The 20573-nt window shown below is 64.1% G+C and carries 15 protein-coding genes and 1 pseudogene; 7 read left to right on the top strand and 9 right to left on the bottom strand.

The window, feature by feature from the left end; translation table 11 throughout:
• Positions 1-45: 45 nt before the first annotated feature.
• Positions 46-2115 (bottom strand): TonB-dependent siderophore receptor, encoded by a 2070-nt coding sequence (locus tag Q358_RS0104620; RefSeq protein WP_084286438.1) that lies wholly within the window; start codon positions 2113-2115, stop codon positions 46-48.
• Between the two features lie 137 nt (positions 2116-2252).
• Positions 2253-3923 (bottom strand): multidrug ABC transporter permease/ATP-binding protein, encoded by a 1671-nt coding sequence (locus tag Q358_RS0104615; protein WP_027960979.1) that lies wholly within the window; start codon positions 3921-3923, stop codon positions 2253-2255.
• 222 nt (positions 3924-4145) lie between these two features.
• On the opposite strand from Q358_RS0104615, the gene Q358_RS0104610 reads away from it, so the two are divergent.
• The 6 genes from Q358_RS0104610 to Q358_RS0104585 all read left to right on the top strand — a co-directional run bounded on the left by Q358_RS0104610 (position 4146) and on the right by Q358_RS0104585 (position 11383).
• Complete coding sequence (locus Q358_RS0104610) at positions 4146-6311, top strand: TonB-dependent receptor (RefSeq protein ID WP_027960978.1); 2166 nt, start codon at positions 4146-4148, stop codon at positions 6309-6311.
• Between the two features lie 128 nt (positions 6312-6439).
• On the top strand, positions 6440-7480 hold the full coding sequence (locus Q358_RS0104605) for an ABC transporter substrate-binding protein (RefSeq protein WP_027960977.1): 1041 nt from the start codon (positions 6440-6442) through the stop codon (positions 7478-7480).
• Positions 7474-8472, top strand: a complete 999-nt coding sequence (locus Q358_RS0104600) for a FecCD family ABC transporter permease (protein WP_027960976.1) — start codon at positions 7474-7476, stop codon at positions 8470-8472. The genes Q358_RS0104605 and Q358_RS0104600 overlap by 7 nt, the downstream gene beginning before the upstream one ends.
• Before the next feature lie 2 nt (positions 8473-8474).
• Complete coding sequence (locus tag Q358_RS0104595; RefSeq protein WP_027960975.1) at positions 8475-9533, top strand: FecCD family ABC transporter permease; 1059 nt, start codon at positions 8475-8477, stop codon at positions 9531-9533.
• A gap of 84 nt (positions 9534-9617) precedes the next feature.
• Entirely contained in the window at positions 9618-10478 is an 861-nt protein-coding gene (locus Q358_RS0104590) for an ABC transporter ATP-binding protein (RefSeq protein ID WP_027960974.1), read from the top strand.
• Positions 10475-11383, top strand: a complete 909-nt coding sequence (locus tag Q358_RS0104585) for a ferredoxin family protein (protein WP_027960973.1) — start codon at positions 10475-10477, stop codon at positions 11381-11383. Before Q358_RS0104590 ends, Q358_RS0104585 begins: the two co-directional genes overlap by 4 nt.
• A gap of 91 nt (positions 11384-11474) precedes the next feature.
• Here Q358_RS0104585 and nrdF read toward each other — a convergent pair whose 3' ends face one another.
• From nrdF to Q358_RS0104540, 7 genes are all read right to left on the bottom strand, one after another.
• Positions 11475-12473, bottom strand: a complete 999-nt coding sequence (gene nrdF / locus Q358_RS0104580) for a class 1b ribonucleoside-diphosphate reductase subunit beta (protein WP_425402536.1) — start codon at positions 12471-12473, stop codon at positions 11475-11477.
• A 62-nt stretch (positions 12474-12535) separates the two neighbouring features.
• Positions 12536-14701 (bottom strand): class 1b ribonucleoside-diphosphate reductase subunit alpha, encoded by a 2166-nt coding sequence (nrdE, locus tag Q358_RS0104575; RefSeq protein ID WP_084286437.1) that lies wholly within the window; start codon positions 14699-14701, stop codon positions 12536-12538.
• Entirely contained in the window at positions 14683-15114 is a 432-nt protein-coding gene (gene nrdI, locus Q358_RS0104570) for a class Ib ribonucleoside-diphosphate reductase assembly flavoprotein NrdI (protein WP_043487637.1), read from the bottom strand. Before nrdI ends, nrdE begins: the two co-directional genes overlap by 19 nt.
• A complete protein-coding gene (gene nrdH / locus Q358_RS0104565) occupies positions 15111-15338 on the bottom strand; it encodes a glutaredoxin-like protein NrdH (RefSeq protein ID WP_027960969.1) in 228 nt (75 codons plus the stop codon). Before nrdH ends, nrdI begins: the two co-directional genes overlap by 4 nt.
• 302 nt (positions 15339-15640) lie before the next feature.
• The gene (locus Q358_RS0104560) at positions 15641-16252 is read right to left on the bottom strand and encodes a superoxide dismutase (RefSeq protein WP_027960968.1); all 612 of its coding nucleotides are present in this window, start codon (positions 16250-16252) and stop codon (positions 15641-15643) included.
• 428 nt (positions 16253-16680) lie between these two features.
• On the bottom strand, positions 16681-17607 hold the full coding sequence (locus tag Q358_RS0104545; protein ID WP_027960967.1) for an electron transfer flavoprotein subunit alpha/FixB family protein: 927 nt from the start codon (positions 17605-17607) through the stop codon (positions 16681-16683).
• A gap of 56 nt (positions 17608-17663) precedes the next feature.
• Positions 17664-18425, bottom strand: coding sequence for an electron transfer flavoprotein subunit beta/FixA family protein (locus tag Q358_RS0104540; protein WP_027960966.1), 762 nt, complete (start codon positions 18423-18425; stop codon positions 17664-17666).
• Positions 18426-18779: 354 nt separating this feature from the next.
• Between Q358_RS0104540 and Q358_RS0104535 the strand changes: the two are divergent.
• A pseudogene (locus Q358_RS0104535) lies at positions 18780-20459 on the top strand (electron transfer flavoprotein-ubiquinone oxidoreductase); the annotation flags it as partial.
• Between the last annotated feature and the right edge of the window lie 114 nt (positions 20460-20573).

The raw sequence follows: 20573 nt of genomic DNA, 5'->3' as shown, positions 1-20573 counted from the left end.
ACAAGGGCCGGGCGCAGAAGGCGAAGATGTTGCTGGCGTCAGACGCTAGAAGCGATAGCTAAGACTACCGATCACGCTGCGCGATTCACCGTAGTAGCACCAGTAGTCGCAGCTGGCGACGTATTCCTTGTCCGTCATGTTGTTGACGTTGACCTGGGCCCGCCAGCTTCCGGCGAAGTCGTAGCGGGCCATGGCGTCGACCAGGGTGTACTCCGGCACCGAGATATCGCCGTAGACGCTGCCGCCGACGTAACGCACGCCGCCCCCCAGCTTGAGCCCTTGCAAGGCGCCTTCCTGAAAGACGTAGTCCAGCCAGGTCGAGGCCTGGTGACGCGGAATCAAGCTCTTGCGCTGACCCTCTTCATCTTCAGCGTCGGTATAGGTATAGGCGGCGGTGAGCTGCAGCTGGTCCGTGAGGTAACCGACGCCCTCCAGCTCGAAGCCTCGGGAGGTCTGCTTGCCACTCTGTGTCTGACGACCGCCATCGGGCGAGGTGACCAGGCTGTTACGCTGCTCGAGGTCGAAGGCCGACGCAGTGACATAACCATCCCACCCCGAGGGCGCCACCTTGATCCCGGCCTCCCACTGTTCGCCCTCGAGAGGCTCGTAGAGTCGACCGTCGTCGTCGACGCTGGCCTGCGGCTCGAAGGATTCGGTATAGCTCAGATAAGGGTTGATGCCGTGGGCGCCGAGATACATCACGCCGCCGGACCAGGAAACCTGGTCGTCGTCGGCGCGCTGCGTGGCCCCGGTGGTGCGATCGACGTTATCGGTCTGTGCCTGGTCGTAGCGCACGCTGCCGAGCAGCACCCAGCGGTCGTCGATTCGCAGCTGGTCCTGCACGTAGAGACCGGTCTGTTGCTTGTCGATCCTGCGATCGGTCAGCTGGTCCTCGGACACCGGGGTATAGTTGCCGTACTGGGGATCGAAGATATCGATGGGCGAACCGAAGGGATAGGGGTCGGCCTCCTTGCCCTCGAGGCCCAGGTCCTGATAGCCGACGCCGAGCAGCAAGGTGTTCTCCGTGCGATCGGTATACCAGTTGCCGATCAGGCGGTTGTCTATCGTCCAGCTATCGACCTCTCCATCGCGATAGACCAGGCCTCGGCCGGCGGTGCGCTCGTCAAGCCGGGCCAGCACATAGGTGCTGCGCAGCTCCAGGTCCATATGGCTGTAGCGCAGGTTCTGCTCGAAGCGCCAGGTGTCGTCGAGGCGGTGACGAAGTTCATAGCCGATCGACGCCTGGGTGCGCTCGTTCTTGTCGTAGTCCGGTTCGCCGTAGCTGGTCTGCGGATCGACCTTGCCGAACGGAGTATCCTGAACGGTGCCATAGAGCAGCTTGAAGGGATTGGTCGGCACCCCCTCATCTCTCTGCACGCTGGCCAGGAAGGTCACGCTGGTATCTTCGTTGAGGTCCACCGCCAGGCTCGGTGCAAAATAGTAGCGCTCGTTGTCGGTGTGGTCGAGATCGCCGGCACGCTCCTTGTAGAGCCCCACGAGACGATAGCGCACATCACCGCTTTCGGTCGCCGGCCCTGAGGTATCGAAGGCAAGTTGACGGTGGTCGCGATTGCCCATCTGAAGCTCGATCTCGCCCTGGCGCTCGGCGGTAGGCCGCTTGCTGACCGCGTTGATCAGGCCGCCCGCCGGTGCCTCACCGTAGAGGATCGATGACGGCCCCTTGAATACATCGACGCTTTGCAGGCCATAGGGCTCTGGCAGCCACTGGTAGTAGCCCGTCCGATAAATGCGCAGACCATCCTGGTAGGTGGACTGATCGAAGCCTCTCACCTTGAACCAGTCGGTGTCGTTATCCGCCCCGTAATGGCCGGAAAACACGCCGGCCCGGTAGCGGAATGTCTCGTCGAGGCGCTGAATGTTGCGTTCGTCGAGCTCGTTCCGCTCGACCGTGGATACCGGGCGCGGCGTTTCTACCAATGGGGACGCCACCTTCAGGGCGGTGGCACTGACCACCACGGTGTCGGGCTCGATATCGGTGACGTCGTCCTGGGCCAGCACCGGGAGAGCGGTGCCGATAAGCGAGACGCCCAGACCATGGCGGACGGCAACCGCCAGCGGAGATAACCGCCACGAGCGGCGGGATACACATGTCATGTTGTGTGCCTTACGATTCGGGGGCAAGAGGACCAAGAGGGACAAGACGCCACGCCACATTCGGGTGGAATGACACCTAAATGTTAATGGGTTTTATTTTCAATAACAAGCTTTCACCCTCTCTTTCCCCGGCTATGCTAGCCCCCGGCCTCGTCGAGCCGCGCCACCGCATCCCGGCTGACCCGCTGGCGCCGGTCGCCGGTGAGTTCGCTCAGCCGCCCATCGTGCATCTCCAACAGCCGGTCGGCCCGGTCGAAGTAGTGATCATCGTGGCTGATGGCGAACACCGTCTTGCCCATCGCCTGTAGCCGCGGCAGCAGGTCGTGATAGAAGACCCGACGAAACTGCGGGTCCTGGTCGGCCGCCCACTCGTCGAGCAGCAGCAGGTCGCGCTCCTCGGCGACCGCCATCAGCAGCGCCAGCCGCTTGCGCTGCCCCTGGGAGAGCTTGGGGTTGGTCACGCGCTGGCCGTCGAAGGCCAGCTTGTCGCGCATCCCCAGCTCCTCCAGCCACGCCTCGACGAGTGCCGGGTCGGCCTGGGTGCCCGCCGGGCCGACCAGGTCGGTGAACTGATGAAAGTCGGTGAATACCGCGGAGAAACGCTGCCGATAGGCCGACCAGTGAGCGTCACTCAACGGCTCGCCGTCCAAGCGTAGAGCGCCCCGCTGGGGCCGGTAGAGGCCCGTCAGCAGCTTGGCCAGGGTCGACTTGCCGCTGCCGTTGCCGCCGATCAAGAATATCAGCTCGCCACGCTTGAGCGTCAGGTCCAGCGGTCCCACCCGGAAGCCCTCGCTGCCGTGACTACCGGTATAGGCGAAGCTCACGCCATCGAGGCTCAGGGTCTGCCAGTCGCTCGGCCAGGCATCGGCCACCGCGAAGTCGGGTTCGGGCTCGGCCAGCGCCAGCGACGCGATCCTGTCGAAGGCCACCTGGGCACTCAGCAGCGTGGGTAGCGCACCGATCGCCTGGAGCATCGGTGTGCGCAGGAACAACAGGGTCAGCGAGAAGGTGGCCGCCACCGAGGTACTCGCCCAGCCCAGGCCGTTGGCGAGGAAGAACACCACCCCGATGGTGCCGAGCATCATGATGTTCGACCAGTTGATCGCGCTCAGGTGATAGGTGTCGGCCCGGATGATATGACCGCGGTAGTCCCGGGCATCCACCTCGTAGCACTCGTCATAGAAGCGCTGCGCCCGCCCCCGGTTGAGCGCCAGCTCCTTGTGGCCGTGGATCACCGCTTCGTAGTCCCGATAGAGCCTCTCCTCGCTCTCGCGCACCCGGGACAGATGTCGATAGACCCGCCCGACCAACCAGGAGCTGACGGCGATGCTGACGGCCAGCCAGCCGGCCGTGACCAGCAGCAGGCTCGGCGACAGCCCGCCCAGGTAGAGCGCCGAGCCGACGGTCAGGACCAGGCCCTGAATCAGCTCCGGCAGGCGCACGAAGGCGATGGTCACGTTACGGATATCGCTCGACAGGCTGGCCAGAAGCTCGGCGCTGCCGAGCCGTTCGAGGCGCTCCACATCGGTATCGAGAATCTGCTTGACCAACCGCCCACGCAGCCCGTGGACGAAATGGTGACCGAGGATGGTCAGCGCCAGCTGCGAGGCCAGGGTCACCACCAGCAACACGGCGATCACGCCGAGGAAGGCCGGCAATACGCCGACGGGGTCGCCGACCGTATCGATCAGCCGCCGGTTGATGAAGGCGATGGCGCCGATGCCCAGCCCGGCACTCGCCAGGCTGAGCAGCATCACGCCGAGGAAGGGCCAGCGGTAGTGGAGATAGACGACGCGCAGCAGTTCCACGAGGAATCCTTTGACTGGGGCTTCAGGGAAAGAGGCATTGTCCGCTCTTGGATGACGACGTCAATGCGCCGCCATCCAAGGACACGAGCACAGGCTGGAATTGCTCAACCTAATTGCATATCTAAATGAAAAACTTTATTGTTCGCTTTTACATTTTGCGGCCTGACCGCCAAGAACAATAAAAAGCGTGTACATCGAAACGAACAAGGGATCTTGCTTACCATGTCAATGCCACAACGTCCGCGCCACCTGCGGCTGGGCCTACTGTCCTTGGCGATATGCTCCGCCCTGCCCGGCTTGGCCGTCGCGCAATCCGCCTCGAAGGGTCAGGTACAGACTGCCGACGAGCTGAACCCGCTCGTCGTCACCGCGACTCGCAACAAGCGCCTGACCGGCAAGACGCCGCAGAAGATCACCATCATCACCCGCGAGGAGATCGAGCAGCAGCTGGCCATCACCAACGATCCCGGCCAGGTGCTGAGCAACCTGATCCCCTCCTACTCGCCCAGTCGCCAGAAACTCAACAACACTGGCGAGACCCTGCGCGGCCGTTCGGCGCTGTTCATGGTCGACGGCGTGCCCCAGACCAACGCACTGCGGGACGGCGGTCGCGACAGCTACACCATCGACCTCTCCATGGTCGAGCGCATCGAGGTGATCCACGGCGCCAGTGCCGAGCACGGTCTGGGCGCCACCGGCGGCATCATCAACTATGTCACCAAGCGCGCCGACGCCGGCACGGTCAACCAGCACGCCGGGATCAGCCTGACCAGCGACGACGACGTCGAGTCCGAGGGCTTCGGCCACAAGCTGGACTACCGCATCAGCGGCCAGAGTGGCGATTGGGACTACCTGGCCGCCGCCAGCCGTCAGGATCGCGGGGTGTTCTTCGACGGCAACGACGAGGAAGTGGGCATCGCCTACCACGGCGAGATTCAGAACTCCGAGAGCTACGACCTCTTCGGCAAGCTCGGCTACTGGATCGACGAGAACCAGAACCTCGAGCTCTCCCTCAATCATTTCGACCTCGACGTCAACGACGACTATGTGCCGGTGGCCGGCGATCGCTCCGAGGGCATCGCCACCTCGGCCCGCAAGGGCAGCCTGCAGGGCGAGCCCGGCTATAACGAGGTGACCAAGGCCCAACTGGCCTACTCCCACGGTGACTGGTTCGGCAACGAGCTGGATGCCCAGCTCTACACCCAGCGCTTCCGCGCCCAGTTTGGTGCCACCGGCCTCGGCTCCTTCCCCTACCAGGACGAGAACGGCGAGACGCGGTTCGACCAGACCCGCAACGAATCCGACAAGGTCGGCGGCAAATTCACCCTGAGCCGCGACGGCCTGCTCGACGACCGCCTCAAGCTGACCACCGGCGTCGACCTGCTGCAGGACGAGACCCAGCAGGTGCTGGTGCAGACCGGCCGCAACTATGTGCCCGAGACCCAGTTCCGCAACGTTGCGGCCTTCCTCCAGGGCGATGTCGACCTGACCGACTCACTGAGCCTGCATGCCGGCGCCCGCCAGGAGCATGCCGAACTGAACGTCGACGACTACTCGACCGTGGACCGCGGCACCAGCGTCGAGAACGACCTGGTATCCGTGAAGGGCGGTAACCCCGACTTCGACGAGACGCTGTTCAACGCCGGCCTGGTCTACCAGGCCACCGACTGGGCCCAGCTCTACGCCAACTACTCAGAAGGCTTCGGCATGCCGGACGTGGGCCGAGTGCTGCGCGGCGTAGCCACCCCCGGCCAGGACGTCGACACCCTGGTCGACCTCTCGCCCATCGTCACCGACAACCGCGAGATCGGCGCCCGTTTCGACTGGGAGCGCTATAGCCTCGAGCTGAGCTACTACGAGTCCGACTCCGACCTCGGCCAGCGCATCCAGCCCGATGCCCAGGGCAACTACCGGGTCCAGCGGGAGAAGACCGAGATCCAGGGCTACGAGATCACAGGCGAGGCCCGCCCCAACGATGTCCATCGCCTGCGGCTGACCTACGCCCATGCCGAAGGCGAGTCCGATCAGGATGGCGACGGCGAGGTCGACACCAAGCTGACCGGCCGCGACATCGCGCCGGACACCCTGAAGCTCAGCTGGAGCGCCGCCTGGACCGACAAGTTGTCCTCGCACCTGCAGTACAGCTATTACCGTGACCGCAGCTTCGACGATCCGGCCCTGGAGTTCGACGGCTACGGCCTGGTCGATGCCTCCCTGGCCTATCGCCTGCCGGTGGGTCGCGCCAGCTTAGGGTTAGAGAACCTCACCGACGAGGACTACTTCACCTACTATTCCCAGTCGTTCCCCCAGTCGTCCGCGTTGGAAGACGACCTGTACTTCAAGGGTCGCGGTCGTACCCTGACCCTGGGCTATCAGGTCGACTTCTGAGGCATCACGTCCGCATGAGCGGCCCCCGAGGGCCGCTTCCCCCTGCTCTCTCTGGCAGCTCGAGGACGATGCTCGATCTCTCACCCCACTACGCAGGCTATACTCGCCGGCCCCGTCGGCAAGCCACCATGACCACCCGCGCCAGACACCCGCGCCGCTGGCTGGCGGCGCTGCTGGTGTCCCTTATGCCGCTGGCATCCAGCGCGACCCTCGCCGCCGACGCGGCCCGCGACGGGCACAGCGTTGCCCATGTGTTCGGCGACACGTACCTCCCTGCGCCCCAGCAGCGCGTCGTCACCCTCTACCAGGGGGCGACGGACAGCGCGGTGGCGCTGGGCATCACCCCGGTCGGCGTCGTCGATTCCTGGCTGGAGAAGCCCATGTATCGCTACCTGCGCGACGCGCTCAAAGGCGTCGAGCACGTCGGCCTGGAGACCCAGCCCAACCTGGAGAAGGTCGCCTGGCTGGACCCCGACCTGATCGTGGCCACGCGCTTTCGCCACGAGCGGGTCAGGCCGCTGCTGGAACAGGTCGCGCCGACGGTCGCCACCGGCACCGTCTTCGACTTCAAGGCCAGCCTGGCGCTGCTGGCCGAGGCCACCGGCCGCGAGGCCCGGGCCCGCGCCTTGCTGCAGCACTGGGACGCCCGGGTGGCGGACTTTCGCCGGCGCATCGAAGACACCCTGGGCGACGCCTGGCCACAGAAGGCCGCGGTGGTGCGCTTCAAGAGCGACCATGTGCGTCTCTATTCCACCGGGTTCGCCGGCTCGATCCTCGATGAGCTGGGCTTCGAGCAACCGGACGCCGTGCAGGACCAGGGCTGGGGCATGAAGCTGACCAGCGAGGAGAACATTCCCGTCCTGAACGCCAACGTGATCTTCGTGCTGCTGGAGCCGGACGACCCCGCCATCGCCCGCAACTACCGACACTGGCGTTCCCACCCCCTATGGCAGCGGCTGGACGCCGTGGAGGGCGAGCGTGTCTACGAGGTGGATGCGGTGAACTGGATCATGGGCGGCGGCATCCTCGCCGCCAACGCCATGCTCGATGATCTCTACGCCCACTACGGGCTGGAGTCTCCCAACGCGCACGAGACGCCCGCGCCATTCGCTACCTGCGCCGTATCCACGCCGGCGTGCGCCCATGACCAGGAGCCCGCCGGATGCTGAATCAACGGACATCCCGGGTCGTCGGGCTGCTGCTGGGCCTGATGCTGGTCGCGGCGGCCTTCGTGGCGAGCGTCATGCTGGGCACCACCGAGATCGCCTGGCCGACCTTCCTCGAGGCGCTGCTGCACTACGACTCCAGCCGGGTCGCGCATATCATCCTGTTCACGGAGCGCCTGCCGCGGGCGGTGATCGCCGCCCTGGTCGGCGCGAGCCTGGCCATCGCCGGCGCCCTGATGCAGACCCTGACCCGCAACCCGCTGGCCTCGCCGAGTATCCTCGGGATCAACGCCGGGGCCATGTTCTTCGTGGTGATCGCGGTCTCGCTGCTGCCCCTCCACGCTCCGGCCGAGGTGGTCGGGGCGGCGCTGCTGGGGGCGGTGGTGGCGGCCTGCCTGGTGGTGGTGCTGAGCCGCGGCCGTCATGGGGAGCTGTCGCCGCTGCGGGTGGTACTGGCGGGGGTGGCCGTCACCGCCATGTTCGTCTCGTTCAGCCAGGGCCTGCTGATCATCGACCGCCAGGGTTTCGAGAGCGTGCTCTACTGGCTGGCCGGTTCCGTCTCCGGCCGCGAGTTGTCACTGGTGGTGCCACTGCTGCCGCTTTTTGCCGGTGCCCTGCTGCTGTGTGCCCTACTGGTGCGCCACGCCAATGCCCTGCTGCTGGGAGACGACATGGTCAAGGGGCTCGGCATACGTGCCGGCACCATCAAGCTGCTGCTCGGCCTGGCGGTGATCCTGCTGGCAGGCAGTTCGGTGGCGCTGGCGGGCATGATCGGCTTCGTCGGTCTGATCGTGCCGCATATGGCCCGGGGCCTCTTCGGCGTCGACCATCGCTGGCTACTGCCGGCCTGCGCCCTGCTGGGCGCCAGCCTGTTGCTGCTGGCCGATGTGGCCTCGCGCTTCTTGATGGCCCCTCAGGATGTGCCGGTGGGGGTGATGACCGCACTGATTGGTACGCCCTTCTTCATCCATCTGGCGCGCAGAAAGTCGGCCTGACCATGACCCACTCCCCGTCCCTGAATCACCACCTCACGCCCACGAGCGACGCCACCGCCGAGGCCGGCCGGGCACGCTATGCAAGCCTGCTGGGCCTGCTCGGAGTGGTGCTGCTAGCCAGCATGGGCCTGTCGCTCTCCCTCGGCAGCTTTCCGACATCGTTCGTCGAAGTGCTGCATTCCCTGGCCGCGCCCCAGGACAGCGATATCGCCTTTATCGTCTGGGAACTGCGCCTGCCGCGCCTCCTGCTGGCCGTGCTGGTGGGGGCGGCCCTGGCCGTAGCCGGCGCCATCCTCCAAAGTATGGTACGCAACCCGCTGGCCTCCCCAGACGTGATCGGCATCACCAGCGGCGCTGCCCTGGCCGCGGTGGCCTTCCTGGCGCTGTTCGGCACCACCCTGAGCATCCACTGGCTACCGGCCGCCGCGCTCGCCGGTGCGTTGCTCGCCGCCCTGCTGGTGTTCCTGCTGGCCTGGAAGGGCAGCGTCGCCCCTTCGCGCCTGGTGCTGGTCGGCATCGGTCTCTCCGCCGCCATGGGCGCCGTGACCACCCTGCTGATCGTGATCAGCGACGATGCCGCCGCCATGACCGCCTATGTGTGGCTGACCGGCAGCCTCTACGCCACCCAGTGGCCGGACGTGCTGGGCATGCTACCCTGGCTGCTGGTGGCCGTTCCGCTATGCCTGGTTTATGCCCGGCACATGGACGCCATGGCGCTGGGCGACGCGGTGGCCCAGGGACTCGGTGTGAACCTGCTGCGCAGCCGGCTGGTGCTGATGGCCTGCAGCGTGGCCCTGGCGGGCGCGGCCGTGGCCTTCGCCGGGGGACTCAGCTTCGTGGGTCTGATCGCCCCGCATATCGCGTCCCGCCTGGTGGGCCGGGGCTTCGCCCGGCTGGTGCCCGCCGCCGCCCTGGTGGGCGCCCTGATCGTGCTCTACGCCGATCTGCTGGGCCGGGTGGCCTTCCTGCCCAAGGACCTGCCCGCCGGCATTTTCGTCTCGGGGGTGGGCGCGCCCTTCTTCGTCTACCTGCTGCACCGAACCCGCTACCACCGTGGCTAAACCTCCGGGACGACCAATATTGAAAATGAGAATTCCTTGCCTTACGTTATCCTGGCCCAGCCATGACAGTCGCGAGTCCATCCTATGCCACCAACACCTGCCAAGCCGCCTCGACTGACGGGCGAAGCCCTGCATGCGGGGTACGAGTCCCGCCGCGTGCTGGATGGCGTCGACCTGGCGGTCGCGGAGGGCCAACTGACGGTGCTACTCGGCCCCAACGGCAGCGGCAAGTCGACGCTGCTGAAGACGCTAGCGCGTACCCTGACGCCCAGTGCCGGACGGGTCTGCCTGGATGGCCAGGATATCCACCGCCGCAACACCCGAGAGGTGGCTCGTCGCCTGGGCATCCTGCCCCAGGGTCCTTCCGCCCCGGAGGGGTTGACTGTCAGGCAGCTGGTCGGCATGGGACGATTCCCCCACCAGCGGCTATGGCGACAGGATGCCCAGCAGGATGCTTGGGCCGTCCATCAGGCGATGATCTATGCCGATATCACGGACTTCGCCGAGCGCAGCGTCGATGCCCTCTCCGGCGGCCAGCGCCAGCGCTGCTGGATCGCCATGGTGCTGGCCCAGGAGACGGACCTGATCCTGCTCGACGAGCCCACCACCTTCCTCGACCTCAAGGTCCAGGTGGACCTGCTGGAACTGCTCTCCCGCCTGGCCCACGAGCACGGCCGCACCCTGCTGCTGGTGCTGCACGACCTGAACCTGGCCGCGGCCTACGCCGACGAACTGGTGATGATGCGCAACGGGGGCATCGTCACCAGCGGCACGCCCAGGGAGGTGTTCACGCACACCAACCTCAAGCGGGTCTTCGACCTCGACGCCCAGGTGCTCGAGGATCCCGAGACGGGCAGCCCGATCTGCGTGCCGTACACCCGGCAGGGAGCGATGCCACCCACTCGGCCCGCCCCTCTCACCGTCGACCGGCGCTGTGTCTCATGAGCCATGTCTTCTGCACGGACCTCAGCCGCAAGCAGCTTGACCCGCTAGCCGGCAGTGCCGCCCATGCCGAGCGTAACCTGCTGATCAGCTGGCCACGCGCCAAGTGGACACGCAACCTGCGCCATGCCGGCGACATGCCGGACAGTCTTGTGCGGACGCTCGATGCCATCGCCGCCGAGGGGCGGCGGGTCAACCTGATCCATCGTCGTGAACAGGATGGCGATCTCCATCGCGTGTTCCTGATGCCCGAACGCCGTTGTTTCGTGATACCGCGCGAGGCACTGGAAGACTTCCTGGCCGCCTGGCGATCGGGAGAACCACTGATGACCTGGGAAGAGGCACCGGTTGAGCATCACCTGCTGCTGTGCTGCACCCACGGCAAGAAGGATAAGTGCTGCGCCAAGTATGGGTACCGGACCTACCAGCGGCTGGCCCGGGAGGTCGCGGCGCACGACTTACCCTTCGATGTCTGGGAAAGCAGCCACCTGGGGGGGTGTCGATTCGCGGCCAGCATCATCCTGCTCTCGCCGGTACGCAAGTATGGCCGCATCACGTCTGAGCAGGCCTTGCCCTTCCTGCAGGCCGAGGCGCAGGGTCAACGCTTCCTTCCCGGCTACCGTGGCGACTCCCGGCTGACACCCGCGCAGCAGTGCGCCCAGCTCGCGGCGCTTTCCCGTCTGCCTTCGCCGCAGCGCATGCCTCGGTTGACGCTGCTGGAAGATAGCGGCAGCGAACATCGGCGACACCAGCGATGGCATTGGGAGCTGGAGGGAGACCACGGTCACCTGAACATCGTCTGCGAGGCCACCGCGATCAAACGCGTCGATACCTGCGCCGACCTCGATGAAGGCCCATCCGACAGCAGGATCTGGCGGGTCATCGAGCTAACGGCGGAGTCGGCCTGAGGCAAGCGTCTCTGTCAGCACCACCTGCAGGCTATCCGACAGCCACAGACGATAGCCCCGCCTCCTGACCCGGAGGAGCGAGGCAGTCGCGCTAGAAGGCCCAGTCGTCGTCCTCGGTGGCCTCGGTACGCCCGACCACATACGAAGAGCCCGACCCGGAGAAGAAGTCGTGGTTCTCGTCGGCCCCCGGCGAGAGCGCCGCGAGGATGGTCGGGGCGACGTGACACACTTCCTGGGGAAAGAGCCCCTCGAAGCCCAGGTTCATCAGCGCCTTGTTGGCGTTGTAGTGAAGGAAAACCTTGACGTCTTCGGTGAGCCCCACCTCGTCGTACAGAGACTCGGTATAGGCCACTTCGTTTTCATACAGGGCCAGCATCAGGTCATAGGCGTAGGCCTTGACCTCTGCCTGGCGCTCCGGCGTTTGCTCGGCCATGTCCTGCTGGAACTTGTAGCCGATGTAATAGCCGTGCACCGCCTCGTCACGAATGATCAGACGGATCAGGTCGGCGGTATTGGTCAGCTTGGCGTGGCTGGACCAGTACATCGGCAGGTAGAAGCCCGAATAGAACAGGAACGACTCCAAAAAGACGCTGGCCACCTTGCGCATCAGCGGGTCCTCGGCGCGATAACGCGCCAGCACCAGGTCGGCCTTGGCCTGCAGGGTCGCGTTCTCCTCGCTCCAGCGGAAGGCATCATCCACCTCGGGCGTCGTGCACAGGGTGGAGAAGATCGAGCTGTAGGAGCGTGCGTGGACCGCTTCCATGAAGGCGATGTTGGCGTAGACCGCCTCCTCGTGGGGAGTGCGGGCATCCGGCATCAGCATCGGGGCGCCGACGCTGCTCTGAATGGTGTCGAGCAGGGTCAGGCCGGTAAACACACGGATGGTCAGCCGCCGCTCGGGTTCCGTCAGGGTATTCCACGAGGGAATATCGTTGGAGAGTGGCACCTTTTCCGGCAACCAGAAATTACTGGTCAGCCGGTTCCACACCTCCAGGTCCTTGTCGTCCTGCAGGCGGTTCCAGTTAATGGCGTCCACTCGGCTGAGTCGCGATGCCTCGGAGCGGGTCAGGTTTCCATCATTCATATTCATCACTTATCCAGATCATCAAGTGGATATCGAGCGCAGCGGCAAGGCCGGTTGGTCTGTTTTTCCTACAGCGTGCAGGAGACACACCCTTCTACCTCGGTGCCCTCCAGGGCATTCTGGCGCAGGCGCACGTAGTAGAGGGTCTTGACCCCCTGGCGCCAGGCGTAGATCTGCGCCCGATTGATATCCCGGGTCGTGGCGGTGTCGGGGAAGAACAGCGTCAACGAGAGCCCCTGGTCGACATGCTCGGAGGCCGCGGCGTAGGTATCGATGATCGCCTCGGGGCCGATCTCGTAGGCATCCCGGTAATACGTCAGGTTACCGTCATCGAGATAGGGGGCCGGGTAGTAGACGCGTCCCAGCTTGCCTTCCTTGCGAATCTCGATGGGCGAGGCCACCGGATGAATGCTGGAGGTCGAATGGTTGATATAGGAGATGGAGCCGGTGGGTGGCACCGCCTGGAGGTTACGGTTATAGAGCCCATGCTCCATCACCGACTCCTTGAGCGCCGCCCAGTCTTCCCGGGTCGGGAGCGTAATGCCGGCACCCGCGAAGAGTGCCTGGATACGCTCGGACTCCGGCAGCCAGTCACGCTCGGTGTACTTGTCGAAAAACACCCCGCTGGCATAGTCGGACGCCGCGAAGCCGTCAAAGGTCTCGCCACGTTCCATGGCCAGCCGATTGGAGGCTCGCAGGGCGTGATAGGCCACAGAGGCGAAATAGACGCTGGTGAAATCCAGGGCCTCGGGGGAGCCGTAATGAATATGCTCTCGGGCCAGGAAACCATGCAGGTTCATCTGCCCCAGGCCAATCGCCCGGGAACGAGTGTTGCCATTGGCTATCGAGGGGACCGAGGCAATATCGGTCATCTCGGCCACCGCGGTGAGGCCACGCACGGCGACATCGACGCTGGCGCCGATATCGCCCGAGTCCATCACCCGGGCAATATTCAGCGAGCCGAGATTACAGGAGATATCCTCGCCCAGGTGGCGATAGCCGAGATCATCGTTGAATTCACTGGGCGTATTGACCTGCAGGATCTCAGAGCAGAGGTTGCTCATATTGACACGCCCGGCGATGGGGTTGGCGCGATTGACGGTGTCCTCGAACATCACATAGGGATAGCCGGACTCGAACTGCACCTCGGCCAGCGCCTGGAAGAAGGCCCGGGCGTTGATCTTGGTCTTGCGAATACGCGGGTCATCGACCATCTCGCGATACTTCTCGGTAACGCTGATATCACCGAAGGGCTTGCCGTAGACCCGCTCCACGTCATAGGGCGAGAAGAGGTACATCGGCTCATTGCGCTTGGCGAGATCGAACGTGACGTCGGGTATCGTCACCCCCAGCGACAGCGTCTTGATGCGGATCTTCTCATCGGCATTCTCGCGCTTGGTGTCGAGAAAGCGCAGGATATCGGGATGGTGGGCGTTGAGATAGACCGCCCCGGCCCCCTGGCGCGCACCGAGCTGGTTGGCGTAGGAGAACGCATCCTCGAGCAGCTTCATGATCGGGATGATGCCCGACGACTGATTCTCGATATGCTTGATCGGCGCCCCCGCCTCACGCACATTGCTGAGCAGCAGGGCGACACCGCCGCCACGCTTGGAGAGCTGCAGGGCCGAGTTGATGGCTCGGCCGATGGACTCCATGTTGTCCTCGATGCGCAGCAGGAAGCATGACACCAGCTCGCCGCGCTGACGCTTGCCGGCGTTCAGGAAGGTCGGCGTGGCAGGCTGGAAGCGACCGGTGATGATCTCGTCCACCAGTGACCGGGCCAGCACCTCGTCGCCTTGCGCCAGGGTCATCGCCACCAGGCACACACGGTCCTCGAAGCGCTCCAGGTAGCGGCGACCGTCGAAGGTCTTCAGGGTATAGCTGGTGTAGTACTTGAAGGCACCGAGAAAGCTCGGAAAGCGAAACTTCCAGGCATAGGCCTGCTCGAAAAGCGCCTTGATAAAGCCAGCGTCGTACTGTGCCAGCACTTCCGGCTCGTAGTACTGCTCCTCCACCAGGTAGTCGAGCTTCTCCTTCAGCGAGTGAAAGAACACCGTGTTCTGATTCACGTGCTGCAGGAAGTACTCACGCACCGCCTCGCGGTCACGCTCCAGCTGCAGGCGACCATCGTCACCATACAGGTTGAGCATGGCATTCAGCGCGTGATAGTCCAGCTTCTGGCCTGCCGTTCCCTCCGCCTGACGAGGCGGCTGGGTCAGTGTTGTCGTGTCCAAAACTCTCTCACTCCCTTGCTTACTCGGGTCACGTCTTCATCCGTGCCCAGCAACTCGAATCGATACAGCAACGGCACCTTGCACTTCTCGGCGATGATGCGCCCGGCCATCCCGTAAGCCGCACCGAAGTTGGTATTGCCCGCGGCCACCACTCCCATCAGGAGCTCTCGATTGCCGGGGTCATTGAGAAACCGGATCACCGGGGCCGGCACCGCCCCCTTCGCCCCGCCGCCGCCATAGGTAGGGGTCACCAGCACGAAGGGCCGCGTTGCCGCCAGGGCCTGGGCATCCCTCTCCAGGGGGATGCGCCGCGCCGGCAGGTCCAGCTTCTGGATAAAGCGATGCGTGTTGCCGGAGCGTGTCGAAAAGTAGATAAGCTCCGGCGGCACCCGCTCTACGCCTTCCCCCCTCATGCCGGTATCAGGCTACCGAGGCGATCCGGACGAAAACCGGACCAGTGTTGCTCACCGGCCTCTACCACCGGTAGCTGACGGTGGCCCAGGGCAACGACGTGCTCATGAGCCTGTGGGTCGCGATCCAGGTCGATCAGGCGATAGTCGATGCCGCGACGATCCAGGGTGCGACAGGTGGCCGTGCACTGAGGGCAGGCAGGACGGGTATAAACCTTGATCTCCATGGTGACACTCCCTGAAGCAAAGAAACTATATATGGTGACTTCGCTGGCAATAATACACCATATATAGAATCTGTCACCCTTGAAATACCATATGTTGTGTTATATATGGCACGCAGACACAAGTGACTGACGGCCTCGATAACGCCCTGGGGAGCGAGGTGTGAGGTGTGAGGTGTGAGGTGTGAGAGTCCAGCAAAGGAGGCAAGGAGGCAAGGCGATGCTGCTGCCTGGCAGGGTACCCATACGACAGCGCCGCGGCCTCAGGGGCCGCGGCGCTGTTTATCAGACCGGGGAGTGGTCGATCAGGCAGTCGCCGCCTGATAACGGCTCTCGACCTCATCCCAGTTGATCACGTTGAAGAATTCGGCGATATAGTCCGGGCGCTTGTTCTGGAACTTCAGGTAGTAGGCATGCTCCCACACGTCCAGCCCCAGCACCGGCGTGTTGCCGTTGGAGATCGGGCTATCCTGGTTCAGGGAGTTCTCGACGACCAGCGTCTTTTCGGGGGTAACGCTGAGCCACGCCCAGCCGCTGCCGAAGCGACCCAGGGCCGCCTTGGTAAAGGCGTCCTTGAAGGCATCGAAGCCGCCCAGTTCGCTTTCGATGGCCTCGGCCACCTTGCCCTTGGGCTGACCGCCACCATTGGGTGACATCATCTGCCAGAACATGGAGTGGTTGGAGTGACCGCCACCATTGTTGATCACCGCCTGACGCTTATCGGCCGGCACCTTGTCGAGGTCGGCGAGCAGCTCGTCGACGGGCACGTCTTCCAGACCCGTGCCCTCGAGGGTGGCGTTCAGGTTGTTGACGTAGGTCTGGTGGTGACGAGAGTGGTGGATCTCCATGGTCAGCGCATCGATATGGGGCTCGAGCGCATCATAAGCATACGGAAGCTCGGGGAGGGTATGTGCCATGTTGATCATCTCCTTTTGGTGGCTTTGCATTAACTGCAATTCTTGTCCTGCATAGACTAGAGGTGCGGCCGTCAGTCGACGATTTCAAGCACATCGACCGGCTTTTTCTCGAACGCACCCCGGAGGCGTCGACTCACCCTACTCCAGACCATGCGAAGCCGTCCAGCGCAGGCCCGGAAAGCAGAAAGCCGGCTCCCTCAGGAGCCGGCTTCCAATATCGAGCCAGAAAAGCCGTCAGTTACAGCTTCTGCTCGAGCTCCGGCAGGGCATCGAAGAGGTCCGCCACGAGGCCGCAGTTCATCGAGAGTGCCATCTGGAAGATCTCGATCTTCATCAGAGCTTCTGCTCGAGCTCCGGCAGGGCATCGAAGAGGTCCGCCACGAGGCCGCAGTTCATCGAGAGTGCCATCTGGAAGATCTCGATCTTCATCAGAGTTTCTGCTCGAGCTCCGGCAGGGCATCGAAGAGGTCCGCCACGAGGCCGTAGTCCGCCACCTGGAAGATCGGCGCCTCCTCGTCCTTGTTGATCGCCACGATCACCTTGGAGTCCTTCATGCCGGCCAGGTGCTGGATGGCCCCGGAGATGCCCACGGCGATGTAGAGCTCCGGCGCGACGATCTTGCCGGTCTGGCCCACCTGCATGTCGTTGGGCACGAACCCCGCATCCACGGCCGCCCGCGAGGCCCCTACCGCGGCGCCCAGCTTGTCGGCGATGCCGTCGAGCAACTTGAAGTTCTCACCGTTGCCCATGCCGCGGCCGCCGGAGACGACCACCTTGGCCGCGCCCAGCTCGGGACGGTCGGACTCGGCCAGCTCTTCCTTGATAAAGGTGGACTGGCTGTTGTCGGCGACGAAATCGATCGCTTCCACGCCGGCGCTGCCGCCCTCTCCAACCGCGTCGAAGCCGGTGGTACGCACGGTGATCACCTTCAGGGCGTCCTCGCTCTGCACGGTGGCGATGGCGTTACCGGCGTAGATGGGCCGCTTGAAGGTATCGGGCGACTCTACCGCGATGATCTCGGAGATCTGCGCCACGTCCTTGAGTGCGGCGACCCGCGGCAGCACGTTCTTGCCACTGGTGGAGGCGGCGGCCAGCACGTGGCCGTAGTCGTCGGCAAGCTCGGCGATCAGCGCGGCCATCGGCTCGGCCAGCTGGTGGGCGTAGGCGGCGTTGTCGGCCACGCGCACCTTGCCGACACCGTCCAGCCCGGCGGCGGCCTCGGCGACGGCGGCAACGCCCTCTCCCGCCACCAGCACGTCGATGTCCCCACCGATGGCCTTGGCGGCCGCGACCACATGGGCGGTGGCGCCGGCCAGGGCGCCGTCTTGATGTTCGGCGAGTACCAGGATGCTCATTAGCTCCGCTCCTTTCAAAGAACTGTTTTCAAAGAACTGTTTTCAAAGCGTTATGTTCAAAGAACCTTGGCTTCGTTCTTCAGCTTGTCGACCAGCTCGTCCACGGAGCCCACCTTGATGCCGCCCTGGCGCTCGGCCGGCGGCTCGACCCTGAGCAGCTTGACCCTGCTGGCCACCTCGACACCGAGGTCCGCCGGCGTCTTGACGTCCAGCGGCTTCTTCTTGGCCTTCATGATATCGGGCAGCTTGGCGTAGCGCGGCTCGTTCAGGCGCAGGTCGGTGGTGACGATGGCCGGCAGGGCCAGCTCGAGGGTCTGCAGGCCACCATCGATCTCGCGGGTCACCTGGACCTTTCCATCACCCCCGTCTCCGCTGACATTCACCTCGGAGGCGAAGGTCGCCTGGGGCAGTCCGGTCAGGGCGGCAAGCATCTGGCCGGCCTGGTTGTTGTCGGTATCGATGGCCTGCTTGCCGAGGATGACCAGGCCCGGCTGCTCGTCTTCCACCAGCTTGGCCAGCGCCTTGGCGGCGCCCAGCGACTCGACTCGCTCATCGCTCTCGACGTGAATGGCTCGGTCGGCCCCCAGCGCCAGGGCGGTACGCAGCTGCTCCTGAGCGGCCTTGGGCCCGACGGTGACGGCGACCACCTCGGTGGCCACGCCCTTCTCCTTCAGGCGCACCGCCTCTTCCACGGCGATTTCGCAGAAGGGGTTCATGGCCATCTTGACGTTGGTGAGGTCGACGTCCGAGTTATCCGCCTTGACGCGGATCTTGACGTTGTAATCGATGACGCGCTTGACCGCGACGAGTACTTTCATGACTTCCTCGCTTGGTTTTCGTAGGGTTGAACCATCGTAAATTCAAAGAGCCAAAAGCATGCCATCCAAGACCATCTAGAACCGCGTGGCATGCTTCCATGCATTTCATGCAAGCGTTTGATAGGCGCCGCATCGAAAAAACTGTATCAATGTGTCATACCTGTACGCACTGCAACAATCCCAATATGGCCTCCTATTCAAGCCTGTGCCCATTATGTTGGCAGAATTGCGGGATCGCAGGGGGTGACCTTGTTGATCTATTATGCCTATCATGGAGGCAGGCTAGAAGCAAACGACCGTTTTAAATTGTATCGACATTAGTGGCATAGACCTTAAGCGTCGACACGAGCAGCGAGGAGAAGACAGATGGAAGAACAAGTCGAACGCGATTCCATGGAATTCGATGTCGTCATCGTGGGCGCGGGGCCTTCGGGGCTGGCGGCGGCGTGCCGGCTGATGCAGCAGGCGAACGAGGCCGAACAGGAACTGACGGTGTGTGTGGTAGAGAAAGGCTCCGAGGTCGGCGCCCACATCCTTTCCGGTGCCATCTTCGAAACCCGCGCCTTGCAGGAGCTTTTCCCCGACTGGGAAGAGCGTGGTGCCCCGCTGACCACTCCGGCCAGCCGAGACGAAGTCCATCTGCTGAGAGACGCCGAGAAGAGCCAGAAGCTACCCAACTCCCTGGTGCCGCCGTCGATGCACAACACCGGTGGCGACTCTCGCCGCTATGTGACCAGCGCCGGTAACCTGTGCCGCTGGCTGGCCGAACAGGCCGAGGCACTCGGCGTGGAGATCTTCCCGGGTTTCGCGGCCCAGGAAACCATTATCGAAGAGGGGGTGGTCAAGGGCATCCTGATCGGCGACATGGGCGTGGCCGCCGATGGCTCCCCCAAGGACGGCCATATGCCCGGCATGGAACTGCGTGCCAAATACACCCTGTTCGCCGAGGGCTCACGCGGCCACCTGGGCAAGCGCCTGATCCAGGAATATGCCCTCGACGCCGGCAAGGATCCCCAGCACTACGGCATCGGCCTGAAGGAGCTGTGGGACGTGCCCGCCGAGCAGCACGAGCCCGGCCTGGTCCTGCACGGTTCCGGCTGGCCCCTGGACAAGAACACCCACGGGGGCTGGTTCCTCTATCATGGCGACAATCAGCAGGTGATGGTGGGCCTGATCATGGACCTCTCCTACCAGAATCCCTGGCTCTCCCCCTTCGATGAATTCCAGCGCATGAAGCACCATCCCGTGTTGGCCAAGCATCTCGAGGGTGGCAAGCGAGTCGCCTACGGTGCTCGGGCGCTCACCAAGGGAGGCCTGAACTGCCTGCCGAAGATGACCTTCCCCGGCGGCCTGCTGATCGGCTGCGACGCCGGCACCCTCAACTTCGCCAAGATCAAGGGGCTGCACACCGCCATGAAATCCGGCCTGGTAGCCGCCGAAGCGGTATTTCAGGCGGTAGCCAAGGGCGATGAGGGCGGCCAGGAGCTGACCACCTTCACCGACAACTGGGAAGCCAGCTGGGCCTATGCCGAGCTGAAGGAGAGCGCCAGCTTTGGCCCGGCGATCCACAAGTACGGCACCGTCGTCGGTGGCGCCTATAACTTCGCCGACCAGCTGCTGCGCGGCAAGCTGCCCAACCTGCATGACACCACCCCGGATCATGCCGCACTCAAGCCGGCCAGCGAATGCGAGAAGATCGAGTACCCGAGGCCCGACGGCAAGCTCTCCTTCGACAAGTCCTCCTCGGTATTTCTCTCCAATACCAACCATGAGGAGGACCAGCCCTGTCACCTGAAGCTGGCCGACCCGGAGCTGCCGATCCGCGATAACCTCCCGGAGTACGCCGAGCCGGCTCAGCGTTATTGCCCGGCCGGGGTCTATGAGGTGGTCGAGGACGATGATGGCAAGCCACAGTTCCAGATCAACTTCCAGAACTGTGTGCACTGCAAGACCTGCGACATCAAGGATCCGGCTCAGAACATCACCTGGGTCGCCCCGGAGGGCGGCGGCGGACCCAACTATCCCAATATGTAAGCCGTAAGCCGTAAGCCGTAAGCCGTAAGCCGTAAGCCGTAAGCCAGGGTATCGCCATCAAGGCCCACACAAGGGGGTTCGTATCGCGTAAAGCGTATGGCTTACAGCCCTCGG

It is taken from the genome of Halomonas halodenitrificans DSM 735 (assembly GCF_000620045.1).
In the GTDB taxonomy this organism is placed as follows: Bacteria; Pseudomonadota; Gammaproteobacteria; order Pseudomonadales; family Halomonadaceae; genus Halomonas; species Halomonas halodenitrificans.
The sequence above is the reverse complement of the archived record's forward strand: the minus strand, read 5'-3'. Positions and strand labels throughout refer to the sequence as shown.